Genomic DNA, 14,715 nt, shown 5'->3' with positions numbered 1-14,715 from the left:
CCTGCCCAGGTCCAGCGTGCCGCTGAGTGTGCGCACGTCCGGCGTATCGACACGCCATGAACGGCAGGGCACGAAATAGTCCCGCGCCCTGACATTTCAAAGCGCTTTGAGTGCTTCGACCCTTGCGCATCGTCGTTTCAGTGTCAAATCAAAGTCGGAAGACATGCGATAAAAGCCATTGAAATCCAAGATCAATTCTGCACCCGCATTGCTGCGGCGCGGAATCGCCCCCTTTGACGCTGCGCTGCCGGTTGGCTAGGATCGGGGCCTTGATGAAAGCGCTTTGGCCCGCCTTATGAACCTTCGCGATCTTGCCCGGATCATCGGTGTCTCGCAGACGACGGTCAGCCGCGCGCTGAACGGCTATCCCGAGGTCAGCGCCGCAACCCGCGCGCGCATCGTGGCCGCGGCGCGCGAACACAACTACCGCCCGAACACCCGCGCCGCGGGCCTGGCAACCGGCCGGTCCATGGCCATCGCCCATGTCTTTCCCGTCTCGCTGAAGGCGGAAATGGTCAATCCGATCTTCAACGACTTCTTCGTCGGCGCCGCCGAAGTCTATGCCGAGCGCGGCTATGACATGATGCTGAGCGTGATCGACGATTCGCCGGGATCGCGGGCGGTGCATGATCTGGGCGCGCGCCGCTCGGCCGATGGCATCATCTTTCACGCGCCGCGCAATGACCGCGCCGTGCTGGAGCAGTTGCGCGCGACCGGCCTGCCCTTCGTCGTGCATGGCCGTTTTGCCGATGCCGCGCCCGATTACCACTGGGTCGACATGAACAACCGTCGCGCCTTTGGCCAGGCCACGGCCTTTCTGGCCGATCTGGGGCACCGGCGGATCGCCCTGATCAACGGGCACGCCAGCATGGATTTCGCCCGCCGCCGGCGCGAGGGCGTGTTCGCCGCCTTGCGTGCCGCGGGCATCGCGCCCGATCCCGATCTGGTCTTCAACGGCGAGATGACCGAATTTCACGGGTTCGAGGCGACCTGCGCCGCACTGGACCATGCCGATCCGCCGACCGCGATCATCGTGTCGTCGCTGATCATGGCGATGGGCGTTCGGCGGGCGTGCGATGCGCGGGGGCTGCGCCTGGGGCGGGATCTGTCGGTCATTACCCATGACGACGTGATGTCGTTCTTTCGCAATGGCGGTGACGTGCCCGATTTCACCTCGCTGCGCTCGCCGATCCGCGATCATGGGCGCGCGGCCGCGACGCTGTTGTTGCGGGTGATCGACGATCCGTCGCTCGGGCCGCAGAACGTGATGCTCGACGCCGTCTTCACGCTGGGTCTGTCCACCGGCCCGGCGCACCCCCTGCCCCGCAAGCGCCACCAAGGATGATACCATGAAGCTGACCCGCAAGGATTTTCCCGCCGACTTTCTGTGGGGTGCGGCGACCTCGTCGTATCAGATCGAAGGCCACGCCCAGGGCGGCGCCGGTCTGACCGAATGGGACACCTTCGCCGCCACCCCCGGCAATGTGCGCAACGGCGACGATGGCGCGCGGGCTTGCGATCATTACAACCGCTGGCCCGAAGACCTGGATCTGATGCGCGACGCAAATTTCGACGTCTATCGCTTTTCGACCAGCTGGGCACGGGTCATGCCCGAAGGACGCGGGCCGGTGAACGCAGAGGGGCTGGATTTCTATGACCGGCTGGTGGACGGGATGCTGGAACGCGGTCTGAAACCCGCCGCAACACTGTATCACTGGGAACTGCCGGTGCCGCTGGCCGACATGGGCGGCTGGCGCAACCGCGAGATCGCAAACTGGTTCGCCGATTTCACCGAGGTGATGATGGGTCGGATCGGCGATCGGGTCTGGTCGGCGGCGCCGATCAACGAACCCTGGTGCGTTGGCTGGCTGAGCCATTTCCTGGGCGTCCACGCGCCGGGCCTGCGCGACATCCGCGCCACCGCCCACGCCATGCACCACGTGATGCTGGGTCATGGCCGGTCGCTTGAGGTGATGCGCGGTCTGGGGATGAAGAACCTTGGCGCGGTGTGCAATTTCGAATACGCCACCCCCGCCGACGCCAGCCCCGAGGCGCAGAAGGCCGCGACCCTTTATGACGGCTATTATAACCGCTTCTTTTTGTCCGGCCTGTTCAACCGCAGCTATCCGGCGGACGTGATGGAGGGGCTCGGCCCCCATATGCCCAAGGGCTATGAGAAGGACTTCGATATCATCGGCAAGCCTGTCGATTGGCTGGGCCTGAATTACTACACCCGCAAGATCATCGCGCCCGACAACGGCCCGTGGCCCGGCCATCACGAGGTCGAAGGCCCGCTGCCCAAGACCTCGATGGATTGGGAGATCTTTCCCGACGGGCTGTATTCCTTCCTGAAACGCACCCACGACGGCTATACCCGCGGTCTGCCGCTGTATGTGACCGAAAACGGCATGGCGAACCCCGACCGCCTGGTGAACGGGGCGGTGAACGACCAGGGGCGCATCGATTATCTGAACGCCCATATCGCCAAGGTGAAACAGGCCGTGGACGAAGGCATTCCGGTCAAGGGATATTTCACCTGGTCGCTGATGGACAATTACGAATGGTCGCGCGGCTATGATCAGCGGTTCGGACTGGTCCATGTGGATTTCGACAGCTTGCAGCGCACACCAAAAGCATCCTATCACGCAATGAAGGCCGCTCTGGCCCGCTGAGCGTTCACCCCAGAGGTCAGAGAATGTCCGACACTCCCGCCGAACCCCTGTCCCTGGTCGCCGATATCGGCGGCACCAACACCCGCGTCGCGATGGCGCGGGGACGCAAAGTGGACACCGACAGCATCAAACGGTTCCGCAATGCCGACCATCCGGGGCTGGAATCCGTGCTCTGCGCCTATCTCGACGCACGCGGAAACCCCGATTGCAAGGGCGCCTGCATCGCCGTGGCGGGGCCGGTGCGCGATGGCTGCGCGACGATGACCAACCTCGACTGGCAGATGGACCAGACGACGCTGGCGCGCGCCAGCAAGGCCGAAACCGTGTCGATCCTGAACGATCTTCAGGCGCAAGGCCATGCGCTGGACCACATCGCGCCGGGCAACCTGCGGCAGGTGATCGCGGGCGCCGCCAGTGGCCCCCATGCCGCCAAGCTGGTGATCGGGGTGGGCACCGGGTTCAACGCCGCACCCGTCTATAACACCGGGACCGGGCGCTATGTGCCCCCCGCCGAAGCAGGCCACGCCACCCTGCCCGTCCGCACCGAAGCCGATTTCAGGCTGGCGCGTTTCCTTGAACAGCACCACGGTTTCGCCGCCGTCGAAGAGGTGCTGTCGGGCCGCGGGCTGACCCATGTCCACGACTGGCTGAACGCCGAAGCCGGCGGCGACGCATCGCGCGATCCGGCGGCGATCATCGACGCGCTGGCGGCGGGCGACGATCCGCGCGCCCGCGAGGCGGCTGCGGTCTTCGTGCGGATGCTGGGCTGTGTCGCCGGCGATCTGGCGCTGGAGATGTTGCCGTTCGGCGGCGTCTATCTGATCGGCGGCGTGACGCGGGCCATCGCGCCCCACCTGACCGACCTAGGATTTACCCAGGCGTTCCGCGACAAGGGGCGCTTTGGCCCCTTCATGGAACAATTCGCGGTGCACATCGTCGAAGACGACTACGCCGCCCTGACCGGATGCGCCGGCCATCTGGCCGGGTTGATCGAAACCGGAACCTGAGCGGATCAGACCGTCAGGATCGTCGCGCCCGTCGTCTTGCGCGCCTCAAGGGCGCGGTGGGCGTCGGCCACCCGGTCCAGCGCAAACCGCTGGTCGATGCGGATCTTCACCGCTCCCGATGTCACCTTGTCGAACACTTCACGCGCCATGGCCTGGCAGGCGTCATGATCCGCGGTGTGGGTGAACAGCGTCGGGCGGGTCAGCTTCAGCGAGCCGCCGGCGGCCAGCCGTGCGGGATCGACCGGCGGCACCGGGCCTGACGCATTGCCGAAGGTGATCATCATCCCCAGCGGTTTCAGGCACGCCAGCGACCCGTCGAACGTGTCCTTGCCGACGGAATCCATCACCACGTCAACGCCCTTGCCGCCGGTGATCTCTTTTACCTCGGCCACGAAGTCGGCATCGCGGTAATTGATGCAATGGGTGGCGCCGTGATCGCGGGCCAGGGCGCATTTCTCGTCGGATCCGGCGGTGCCGATCAGGGTGATCCCCTCGCTCGCTGCCCACTGACAGGCGATCAGGCCGACACCGCCGGCGGCGGCATGAAACAGCACGGTGTCGCCCGGCTGTAACGGAGTCGTGCGGCGGAACAGGTAGTTCACGGTCATGCCTTTCAGCATCATCGCCGCGCCCTCGTCGAACGAAATCGCCTCGGGCAGCGGACAGACCTGGGCCGCGGGCATCACCCGCGCCTCGCAATAGGCGCCCGGCGGACCGGCGGCATAGGCGACGCGCATCCCGTCGTGCAGGTGCGTCACACCTTCGCCCACGGCCTCGACAATGCCCGCGGCCTCAAGCCCCAGGGTGGCGGGAAGCGGCAGTTTGTATAGGCCCGTGCGCTGATAGACGTCGATGAAGTTCAGCCCGCAGGCCGCGTGGCGCAGGCGCACTTCACCGGGGCCGGGATCGCCCACCGGCCGGGTTTCGATCAACAGGTTCTCCGGCCCGCCGAAATCCCGGACGAACACGGCGCGGCTTTCTGTGGTCTTCATCGGTGCGTCCTCACATCAGGTGTTTCGTGTCGCCATCCGGCAGATCCACGGGTGTGAAGCTGTCGGATCTCGCCCGGTTCCAGCGTTCCAGATAGCCGAACTCGTCCTCCTCGCCCTCGACAAGGAAGCCGATGGGCAGATAGGGATGCACCTCGTTGCCGGGCACCATGGTGCCGGTGGAATCACGTTGCAGGAAATGGTTGGGCAGAAAGGCGGTCGGGTCCGACAGACCCGCCGCACCGGCGATGTCGGACAGCGCGTTCAACGTGTTGCGGTGGAAATTGGCGACCCGTTCGGCCTTGTCCTCGACCACCAGCGCGCGGGCGCGCAGCGGGTCCTGGGTGGCCACGCCGGTGGGGCATTTGTTGGTGTGACAGGCCTGGGCCTGGATGCATCCGATGGCGAACATGAACCCCCGGCCCGAATTGGCCCAGTCGGCGCCCAGCGAAAACGCCCGCGCGATGTCGAATGCATGGATCAGCTTGCCTGCCGCCCCGATGCGGATGTGATGGCGCAACCCGGCCCCGCGCAGCGTGTTGTGAACAAAGTTCAAACCCTCGACGAGCGGCATGCCGATATGGTTGGCAAATTCCAGCGGCGCCGCCCCGGTGCCGCCTTCCTTGCCATCGACCACGATGAAATCGGGCGCGATACCGGTTTCGAGCATCGCCTTGACGATGCACATGAATTCGCGCCGGTGCCCGATGCACAGCTTGAAGCCCACGGGCTTGCCGCCCGACAGCTCGCGCAACCTGCCGATGAAATGGCACAGCTCCAACGGGGTGGAAAACGCGGAATGTGCCGCCGGCGACACGCAATCCTGGCCCATGGGGATGCCGCGCGCCTCGGCAATCTCCCGGGTGATCTTGGCCGCGGGCAGGACGCCGCCATGGCCGGGCTTTGCCCCCTGGCTCAGCTTGATCTCGATCATCTTGACCTGGTCCGAGGCTGCGCGCTCGGCGAACATCTCGGGGTTGAACGTGCCGTCCTCGTGGCGACAGCCGAAATAGCCCGAGCCGATCTCCCAGATCAGATCGCCGCCTTCCTCGCGGTGATGCACCGAAATCGACCCCTCGCCGGTATCATGGGCGAATCCCGCCATCTTCGCGCCCCGGTTCAGCGCCCGGATCGCATTACCCGACAGTGACCCGAACGACATGGCCGAGATGTTATAGAGCGATATATCATAGGGTTTCGTGCAATCCGGCCCGCCGACCTTGACGCGGTAACGCCGGGTCTTGGGATCCACCGGGTTGATCGAATGGGTCAGCCACATGTAGCGCGCGCCATAGACGTTGTGCTTGGTGCCGAAGGGGCGGGCCGCTTCCTGGTTTTTCGCCCGCTGATACACGATGGTGCGGTCTTCGCGGCTGAACGGCTCTTCTTCCTGGTCGCCTTCGATCAGGTATTGGCGGATTTCCGGGCGGATCCCCTCAAAGATGAACCGCATGTGCCCCAGCACGGGGTAATTGCGCAGGATCGCATGGGATTTCTGGGTGACGTCATAGATCCCGACCACCGTGAGCGCGCCGAAGATCACGACCGCGATCCAGGCCCATCCGGTCAGGGCCAGGAACGCAAGCGAAACCAGCGTCAGAAAGCCGACCGATCCGAAGGCCCAGAACCGGTTGAGGTTGTCCAGCCCGCTCATGCCATGTCGTCCCGGCCGCCCGTCATGTGCGCACATCCGGCGCATCGCGCCCTGTGCGTTCCTCGATCCCGGCCAGTTCATCGGCGATGGCGATCATGTCGGCCAGCGCATCCTGCGGATCTTCGCCGAATGTGGCCGGCTCGTCGCTGAACGCTTCGAGATAGACGCGCAGGGTGGCGCCGACCGTTCCGGTGCCCGACAGGCGGTAAACGATACGCCCGCCATCCTCGAACATGATACGCAGCCCCTGCCCGCTGGCGCGGCTGCCATCCACCGGATCGTCATAGGCGAAATCGTCGGCGCTGGCGATGGTGCGGCCATGGATCGCCTCGCCCGGCAGCTTGTCAAGCCGCGCCCCGAGGTCGTCCATCATCTTCCTTGCCGTGTCGGCATCCACCGCTTCATAGTCATGGCGCGAATAGAAGTTGCGCCCGAACTCGGCCCAATGGTCGTTCATGACCTCCTGCACCGATTTTCCGGTTTTCGCCAGGATGTTCAGCCACAACAGAACCGCCCACAGACCGTCCTTCTCGCGGACATGGTCGCTGCCGGTGCCGGCGGATTCCTCGCCACACAGGGTGATCCGGCCATCGTCCAGCAGGTTGCCGAAAAACTTCCATCCCGTCGGCGTTTCATAGCAATCAAGCCCGCGCGCCCGGGCCACACGGTCCAGCGCGCGCGACGTCGGCATCGAACGCGCGACGCCCTTCAGCCCGTCAGCGTATCCCGGCGCGTGATGGGCATTGGCCGCCAGCACCGCCAGGCTGTCGGAGGGGCCGACATAGCAGCCCTTGCCGACGATCATGTTGCGATCGCCGTCGCCGTCGGACGCGGCGCCGAAATCGGGCGCGTCATCGCCCATCATCAGATCCATCAGATCCTTGGCCCAGATCGGGTTCGGGTCGGGATGGCCACCGCCGAAATCGGGTTTCGGTTCGGCGTTGACCACCGACCCTTCCGGGGCGCCCAGCCGCGTGCCCAGAATCGCCTTGGCATAGGGGCCGGTGACCGCGTGCATCGCATCGAAACGCAGGGTGAAGCCATCGGCGATCATCGCCTTGATCGCCTTGAAGTCGAACAGGCGTTCCATCAGGTCGGCGTAATCCTTGACCGGATCGACCACGTCGATTTCCATGTTGCCCAGCTTGGTGGCGCCGCGCTTGGACAGGTCGATATCCTGGGATTCGACGATCTTGTATTCCTTGATCGACTGGGTCGCCTTGACCATGCGGTCGGTCACGTCCTCGGGGGCCGGGCCGCCGTTGGGCATGTTGAACTTGACGCCGAAATCCTCGTCCGGGCCGCCGGGGTTGTGGGACGCGGACATGATGATGCCGCCGTCGGTCTTCTTCTGGCGGATCAGGTTCGACGCCGCCGGCGTGGACAACAGCGCGTTCTGCCCCACGATCACCTTTTTCGCGCCGCTGGCCGCCGCCATGCGCAGGATGACCTGCGCCGCACGATCGTTGAAATACCGCCCGTCGCCGCCCAGAACCAGGGTCTTGCCCTCGACACCGCCGATGGCGGTCCAGATCGATTCGATGAAGTTCTCAAGGTAATGTTCGCCCATGAACACCTTGGTCTTCTTGCGCAGACCGCTGGTTCCGGGCTTTTGCCCGTCAATGGGCTTCGTCGGAATTGTCATGGGTTTCATGGCGTTATCCTATCTTCCTGCGGTTTTCATCGTGGTCGCTGCGGCCTGGACGCCGGGGGCGCGGGCCAGATCGGCGACCCTTGGCCCCAGGCGGCGGCGCCAGTTGGGGTGATCATAGACGGTGCCGGGCAAATTCGGCTGTTCGACATGGCCCAGCATATCCTCGGCCTGCACGGCCACAAGGCGCGATGGCGTGGCCGCGAGAAAGGCGTTCAGCGCGTCGGTGCCGTCACCGCCCATCGCCCGGTCCAGCGCGGCGACGTCGGCGGCACGGTTGCGCCGGGCCTCGGCGGCGGCATCGTCGTCCAGACCGTCGGTGATCTGGCGCCAGTCGATGTCGCGCCCGATGCGCCAGCCTGCGAAGGTCGGCAGGTCGTGGGTGGCGAACGAGGTCAGCGCCCGCGTCTCGTAGGCGGCGGCGGGCAGGAACGTCGGCGTGTCCGCATCCCAGCGCTGTTCGAACATCGTGACCCGACAGCCCAGGATGCCGGACGCCGCCAGATCCGATTGCAGACCGTCGGGAATGTTCCCCAGATCCTCGCCGATGATGACGGCCCCGGCGCGCGTCGCCTCGATCCGCGCGATGGCCAGCATCGCCGCCTTGGGCATGCGGACATAGGCGCCCGGGATTGCGGGATCGTCGGGCACCCAGAACGCCCGATCGAACCCCAGGATATGATCGATCCGCAGCACGCGCGCGAATTTCAGTTGCGCGCGCAGGATTTCGGCCAGCGCATGAAAGCCGGTGCGCGCCATGTGCATCGGGTGCATCGGCGCCAGGTTCCAGCGTTGGCCGTTCTTCGTGAAGGCATCCGGCGGCGCGCCCAGCGATACGCCGCGCGCGAACAGCACCGGGTCGGCCCAGGTTTCCGCCCCTTCGGGATGCGTGCCGACCGCCAGGTCGAGATAAAGTCCCAGCGCCATGGAGTCGCACGCGCGCGTCACCTGGCCCAGTTGCGATTCCGCCAGATACTGAAGCCAGCAATGAAACAGGATCGCGTCGGGATTGGCGTCGGCAAAGGCGCGCACGGCATCGGACCACGGATCGCGCAGGTCTTCGGGCCAGTGCGACCAATAGGGGCCGTGGTGGGCCGACAGCGCCTGATGCAACGCAAAGCGGCGCAGGATGTCGCCTTCGCGCATCAGGAAATCGTCGAACGCGGGATCCGGCGTGCGCGCATCGAAGGCGGCGCGCAGGGCCTGGTTCTGGCGCGGGATCGACAGGTCGTAATCGATCAGCTCACCCTGGCTGCCGGGGTCCGCCCCGACGTCGATGTGCAGCGTGGAAAAGCGCCGCCGGCTGGACGGCGCATAGGGGCTGAAGGCGCGGGCGTCCTCGGGGAAGCCGGCGTGCACCGGATTGATCCCGGCAAACCCCGCGCCTGTCTCGCCCAGTGTTTCCATCGCGACGGCAAGATCGCGATAGGTGCCGATGCCCCCCTGTTCGGCCGTCTTCAACCCATAGACCGGCAGGGTCACACCCCATGTGCGCGGCGGTTCGGGCAGGCGGGCGGGCGCGACCAGCAACCACGCCACGTCACCGTCCAGGTCCAGACGGTGAATCCCCACCGGCAACACCGGCAGGGCGATCTGGCCGGTTTCCACCACGCCATCCTCGCGGGTGAGCGTCCATGCGCCGGGCACGTCGGGCGGCGCCGTGCCTTCGTCGACGACGATCCAGTCGGGCAGGATGCGCCGATTGGCCCGCTCGGCCAGATCGTCCAGCGCCCGGTGCATCGCCTCGGCCGTCGAGACATCGAACCCCATGGCCGACAACAGGCAGGCGCGGGTCTCGTGGCTTGTCGGGTGGTGTTTTCCGGTCTGATCGACATAGGACGGCAGGATGCCCATCGCATCGGCCAGCCGGTTCAGCGCGTCGGTCATTTCCTTCTCTCCTCGGACGGTTCCAGCACAAGCGCCGCAACACAATCGCCGGGCATGTTCAGCGTGCGTGACAGCCGTCGATAGGTAACGTCCGGTTGCGCCGTGTCGATGCCTTGAATCCAAACCTGCCCCTCGGGCGGCTCGGGCAGCACCACGTCGCGCGGCTTTCCCGCATTGAACACCGCGAAGATCGCCGAGCCCGTCTCGCCATAGGGCGGCGTGCCCGACGCGATGCGCAATTCGCAGCAGATGCAGTTCAGCGCCGGGTCTTCCCAGTCCGCATCGCTCATGGTCTGGCCGTCGGGTCGGCGCCAGAACACGTCTGCCTTGCCATCAAGGGCACGCTCCTGCGCGTGCAGGAACAGCTTCTGGCGCAGGATCGGATGCTTGCGCCGAAAGGCGATCAGGCGGCGGGTGAAGGCATGGAACGCGGGGTCCGATGTGTCCCAGTCGATCCAGGACGTAGCGTTGTCCTGGTTGTAGGCGTTGTTGTTGCCGTTCTGGCTGTTGCCCATTTCATCGCCGGCCAACAGCATCGGCGTGCCCTGCGACAACAAGAGCGACGCCATCATGTTGCGTTTTCGCCGGGCGCGGGCGGCAACGATGGCCTGCTTCGTCGTCGGACCCTCGACGCCCATGTTGTCCGAGAAATTCTCGCCATGACCATCGTTGCCGTCTTCGCCATTCGCGATGTTGTGCTTATCGTTGTAGGACACCACGTCGTGCAGCGTGAAACCGTCGTGGGCGGTCAGCATGTTGACCGACGCGGTGGCCGGCCGGCCCGAGTGGTCGAACTGCAACGCCGATCCGGTCAGCCGGTCGGCCAGGCCGGGCGCCATGCCCGGATCGTGACGCCAGAACCGGCGCAGGGTATCGCGATACTTGTCGTTCCACTCCATGAACGGTGGCGGAAACGCGCCCAGCTGATATCCGCCCGGACCGATGTCCCAGGGTTCGGCGATCAGTTTCGTCTGGGTCAGCACCGGGTCCTGGCGGATCGCGTCGAAGAACGCCGCCCCCCGGTCGAACCCGGTGTCGGTGCGCCCCAGCGTCGTGCACAGATCGAAGCGGAAACCGTCGACGTGCATCACCTCGACCCAATAGCGCAGCGAATCCATCACCATGCGCAGCACCATGGGATGATCGACGTTCAGCGTGTTGCCGGTGCCGGTGTCATTGACGTAGAGCCGCCGATCGTCGGTTAGACGGTAATAGCTGACGTTGTCCAACCCGCGAAACGCCAGGGTCGGCCCCATCTCGTTGCCCTCGCAGGTGTGGTTATAGACCACATCCAGGATCACCTCGATGCCCGCCGAATGAAACCGCGCGACCATCTGCTGAAACTCGGCGATCTGGCCCCGGTGAAGATAGCGCGGTTCGGGCGCGAAGAACCCGAGGGTCTGATACCCCCAGTAATTCGTCAGCTTCTTTTGCACCAGGAACCGGTCGTTAAGAAACGCCTGGGCGGGCAGCAATTCGATCGCCGTGATGCCGAGGTCGGTCAGGTAATCCAGCATGGGATCGGACGCCATGCCGATGAAGGTTCCGGGGTGCGCGACGCCGGGATGCAGGGCGGTCAGCCCCTTCACATGCGCCTCATAGATCACCGTTTCGGCCACCGGCGTCGCCGGGCGCCGGTCGCGCCCCCACGAGAACGCCGGATCCTCGACCACCGAACGGGGCATGAACGGCGCGCTGTCACGCTTGTCGAAACTGCGGTCGGCATCGGGGGCGCCCACGGTATATCCCATCAGCGCATCGTGCCATTGCGGGTGGCCCGTCAATCGCTTGGCATAGGGGTCGATCAACAGCTTGTTGGGGTTGAACCGGTGGCCTTCCTCGGGGCGATACGGCCCATGGGCGCGCAGGCCGTATTGCTGGCCCGGCCGCATGCCCGAAATATAGCCGTGCCAGACATCGCCGTCCCGCTCGGGCAGGTCCAAGCGGTCGATCTCGTGCCGGCCATCGTCGGAAAACAGGCAAAGCTGCATCCCCGTGGCATGTTCGGAAAACACGGCAAAGTTCACCCCGTCGCCGTCGAAGGTCGCGCCGAGGGGGGCGGCGCGTCCGGCGCTGATCACGAAGGGGTGGCTCATGCGTCGGTCAACATCTCGCGGTAGAGGGCGGCATATTCGGCCGCCGAGGTTTGCCAGCCGACCGGATGGGCCATGGCATTGCGTTGCAGCGCCTGCCAGATCTCGGGCTTGCCATACAGCATCAGCAGGCGTGACAGCGCGCCCGACAGGGCCGCCGCCGTCGCCGGGGCGAATTGCAGCCCCGTGGCCACCCCGGCCTTCAGCGCCGCATCATTGGCGGTGATCACGGTGTCGGCCAGCCCGCCGGTCAGCGCCACGACCGGGATCGTCCCATAGCGCAGACCGTAAAGCTGCGTCAGCCCGCAGGGTTCGAACCGCGATGGCACAAGGATCGCATCGGCGCCCGCCATGAAGCGGTGCGACAGCTCCTCGTCATAACCGATGGTGACGGACACGCCGTCTTCGCGCTGTGCCAGGTCGTGAAATTGCTGTTGCAGCGCCCGATCGCCGCTGCCCAGCAGGGCCAGCTGTCCGCCCTGCGCAAGATAGCCGGGCAGCGCCTCGATCAACAGATCCAACCCCTTCTGTTCGCTCAGCCGTGACACCACACAGGCCAGGGGCCCGTCGGTTTCCGGCAGGCCGCAGGCCCTGCGCAACGCGGCCTTGTTGGCGGCCTTGCCGGCCGGGTCCGAATACGGCGTGATCGCGGGATGGAAGGGCGGATCCGCGGCCGGGTTCCAGACGTCAAGGTCGATGCCGTTCAGGATACCGCTCAGCACGCCCGCACGGTCGCGCATCACGCCGTCCAGTCCCATGCCGAACTCGGGCGTCATCAGCTCCAGCGCATAGGTTGGGCTGACCGTGGTCAGCCGGTCGCACATCGTCAGCCCCGCTTTCAGCGGTGAAATGCGGCCCCAGTATTCCACCCGTTCCGGCGTGAACACCTCGGCCGGGATCCGCAGCCGATCAAGTTTTGCAGCAGGGGCCAGCCCCTGGAACGCGATGTTGTGGATCGTCAGGATCGTCTTTGCCCGCCCGTCCATCCGGCGCAGATAGACAGGCACGAGCCCCGCCTGCCAATCGTGGCAATGCAGGATATCGGGCTGCCAGCCGCCCACCCCTTCACAGGCGACCCGCGCGGCCATCCACGACAACGCGGCAAAGCGTTCGGCATTGTCGCTCCAGTCATCGCCGGCGGCATTCAGGTAGATCGAGCCGTCGCGGGCGAACAGGTGATCGGCCTGCACCACCAGCAGATCCAGACCACCGGCGCGGGCATGGATGACAGCGACCCGCCCCCCGAACAGATCGTCCTCGTGCAGGATGTCGGCGACCTTTTCGATGCGTGCCATGACCGCCGGATAGCCGGGCAGCATCGTGCGCATCTCGATCCCCTGCCCCTCAAGCGCATGGGGCAAGGCGCCGACCACGTCGGCCAGGCCGCCGGTCTTGACCAGCGGTGCACATTCGGATGCGACCGACAGCACGCGGATCATGAACGGGCTGCCCTCGCGTCCAGCATCGACTGGGTGATCAGGGTGACGCCGCCGGCCGACACGCGGAACCCGCTCTCGGCATCCTCCTGGGCGTCATATCCCACGCGCAAGCCTTCCGGAATCTGCACGCCCCGATCGATCACGACCTTCTTCAGCCGCGCGTTGCGCCCGATGTTGACATAGGGCAGCACGACCGCCTGATCCAACGTCGCATAACTGTTGGTGTGGACCTGGGTGAACAACAGGGAATCGCGGATCTCGGTGCCCGAGATGATGCAGCCGCCCGCCACAAGCGATGAAACCGCAAGACCCCGCCGGTCGGCTTCGTTGTGGACAAACTTGGCCGGCGGCACGGATTCCGAATAGGTCCAGATCGGCCAGTCCTTGTGCCACAAATCGAGCTCGGGTGTTAGGCCGGTCAGATCGATGTTGGCCTTCCAGAACGCATCGATGGTGCCCACGTCACGCCAGTAGGCGGGCGCGTCGGGCGCGTGGCGCACACAGCTTTCCTCGAACCGGTGGGCCATCGCCTTGCCGTTCTGCACGATGCCGGGGATGATGTCGGCGCCGAAATCGTGGGACGATTCCTTGTTCTCGGCGTCGCGCATCAGCAGATCGCGCAGGAACGACCACTTGAAGACATAGATCCCCATCGAGGCCAGCGTCACGTCGGGATCGTCGGGCGTGCCCGGCGGATCGGCAGGCTTTTCCAGGAAATGCGTGATCCGGTCATTCGCGTCGATGTCCATGACCCCGAAGGCGCTGGCCTCGGCGCGCGGCACGGTCAGGCAGCCGATGGTCACGTCGGCGTCGGTATCGACATGCTGTTGCAGCATCACCTCGTAATCCATCTTGTAGATGTGATCACCGGCGAGGATCAGCACGTATTCGATGCCATAGCTGTCGACGATGTCGATGTTCTGGGTCACGGCATCGGCGGTGCCCAGATACCACTTGCTTTCCGACACCCGTTGCGATGCGGGCAGGATATCGAGGAATTCGTTCCGTTCGGCCCGAAAGAATGACCAGCCGCGCTGGCAATGGCGGATCAGGGAGTGGGCCTTGTACTGGGTCGCGATGGCCATCTTGCGGATGCCCGAGTTCAGGGCGTTGGACAGGGCGAAATCGACGATCCGCGTCTTGCCGCCGAAATAGACGGCGGGCTTGGCGCGGTTGTCCGTCAGTTCCTTCAGGCGGCTGCCCCGTCCCCCGGCCAAAACAAACGCCATGCTGCGGCTGGATAATCTCGCGTTCGGTGTCGGCATCTCGTCCCTCCCAAGGTCATGTTGATCGGGCGTGCGGGTGTTTTGCCACCCGTCTCGG

At 65.4% G+C, this 14,715-nt stretch carries 10 protein-coding genes; 3 read left to right on the top strand and 7 right to left on the bottom strand.

Going from position 1 to position 14,715, the window contains the following annotated elements; genetic code table 11:
* Positions 1-295: 295 nt before the first annotated feature.
* Genes CFP68_RS13375 through CFP68_RS13365 form a run of 3 tightly spaced genes read left to right on the top strand, consistent with a single transcriptional unit; the run spans position 296 to position 3,679 of the window.
* Positions 296-1,345, top strand: a complete 1,050-nt coding sequence (locus tag CFP68_RS13375) for a LacI family DNA-binding transcriptional regulator (protein ID WP_099827444.1) — start codon at positions 296-298, stop codon at positions 1,343-1,345.
* 4 nt (positions 1,346-1,349) lie between these two features.
* Positions 1,350-2,672, top strand: a complete 1,323-nt coding sequence (locus CFP68_RS13370) for a GH1 family beta-glucosidase (RefSeq protein ID WP_099827443.1) — start codon at positions 1,350-1,352, stop codon at positions 2,670-2,672.
* A gap of 23 nt (positions 2,673-2,695) precedes the next feature.
* Positions 2,696-3,679, top strand: a complete 984-nt coding sequence (locus CFP68_RS13365) for a glucokinase (protein ID WP_099827442.1) — start codon at positions 2,696-2,698, stop codon at positions 3,677-3,679.
* 5 nt (positions 3,680-3,684) lie between these two features.
* Here CFP68_RS13365 and CFP68_RS13360 read toward each other — a convergent pair whose 3' ends face one another.
* Genes CFP68_RS13360 through glgC form a run of 7 tightly spaced genes read right to left on the bottom strand, consistent with a single transcriptional unit; the run spans position 3,685 to position 14,657 of the window.
* Entirely contained in the window at positions 3,685-4,671 is a 987-nt protein-coding gene (locus CFP68_RS13360) for a quinone oxidoreductase family protein (RefSeq protein ID WP_099827441.1), read from the bottom strand.
* Positions 4,672-4,681: 10 nt separating this feature from the next.
* Positions 4,682-6,322: an FMN-binding glutamate synthase family protein gene (locus tag CFP68_RS13355; RefSeq protein ID WP_099827440.1), complete on the bottom strand. Its 1,641-nt coding sequence runs from the start codon at positions 6,320-6,322 to the stop codon at positions 4,682-4,684.
* Positions 6,323-6,344: 22 nt separating this feature from the next.
* Positions 6,345-7,976 carry an alpha-D-glucose phosphate-specific phosphoglucomutase gene (locus CFP68_RS13350; protein WP_099827439.1) on the bottom strand — a complete coding sequence of 544 codons (1,632 nt, stop codon included), beginning with the start codon at positions 7,974-7,976 and terminating at the stop codon, positions 6,345-6,347.
* 9 nt (positions 7,977-7,985) lie between these two features.
* On the bottom strand, positions 7,986-9,860 hold the full coding sequence (gene malQ / locus CFP68_RS13345; RefSeq protein ID WP_099827438.1) for a 4-alpha-glucanotransferase: 1,875 nt from the start codon (positions 9,858-9,860) through the stop codon (positions 7,986-7,988).
* Positions 9,857-11,956 carry a glycogen debranching protein GlgX gene (gene glgX / locus CFP68_RS13340; protein ID WP_099827437.1) on the bottom strand — a complete coding sequence of 700 codons (2,100 nt, stop codon included), beginning with the start codon at positions 11,954-11,956 and terminating at the stop codon, positions 9,857-9,859. Before glgX ends, malQ begins: the two co-directional genes overlap by 4 nt.
* A complete protein-coding gene (gene glgA, locus CFP68_RS13335; RefSeq protein ID WP_099827436.1) occupies positions 11,953-13,392 on the bottom strand; it encodes a glycogen synthase GlgA in 1,440 nt (479 codons plus the stop codon). The genes glgX and glgA overlap by 4 nt, the downstream gene beginning before the upstream one ends.
* Positions 13,389-14,657, bottom strand: coding sequence for a glucose-1-phosphate adenylyltransferase (gene glgC / locus CFP68_RS13330; RefSeq protein ID WP_099827435.1), 1,269 nt, complete (start codon positions 14,655-14,657; stop codon positions 13,389-13,391). The genes glgA and glgC overlap by 4 nt, the downstream gene beginning before the upstream one ends.
* Positions 14,658-14,715 lie beyond the last annotated feature (58 nt).

It is taken from the genome of Oceaniglobus indicus, assembly GCF_002751875.1.
Lineage (GTDB): Bacteria > Pseudomonadota > Alphaproteobacteria > Rhodobacterales > Rhodobacteraceae > Oceaniglobus > Oceaniglobus indicus.
The sequence above is the reverse complement of the archived record's forward strand: the minus strand, read 5'-3'. Positions and strand labels throughout refer to the sequence as shown.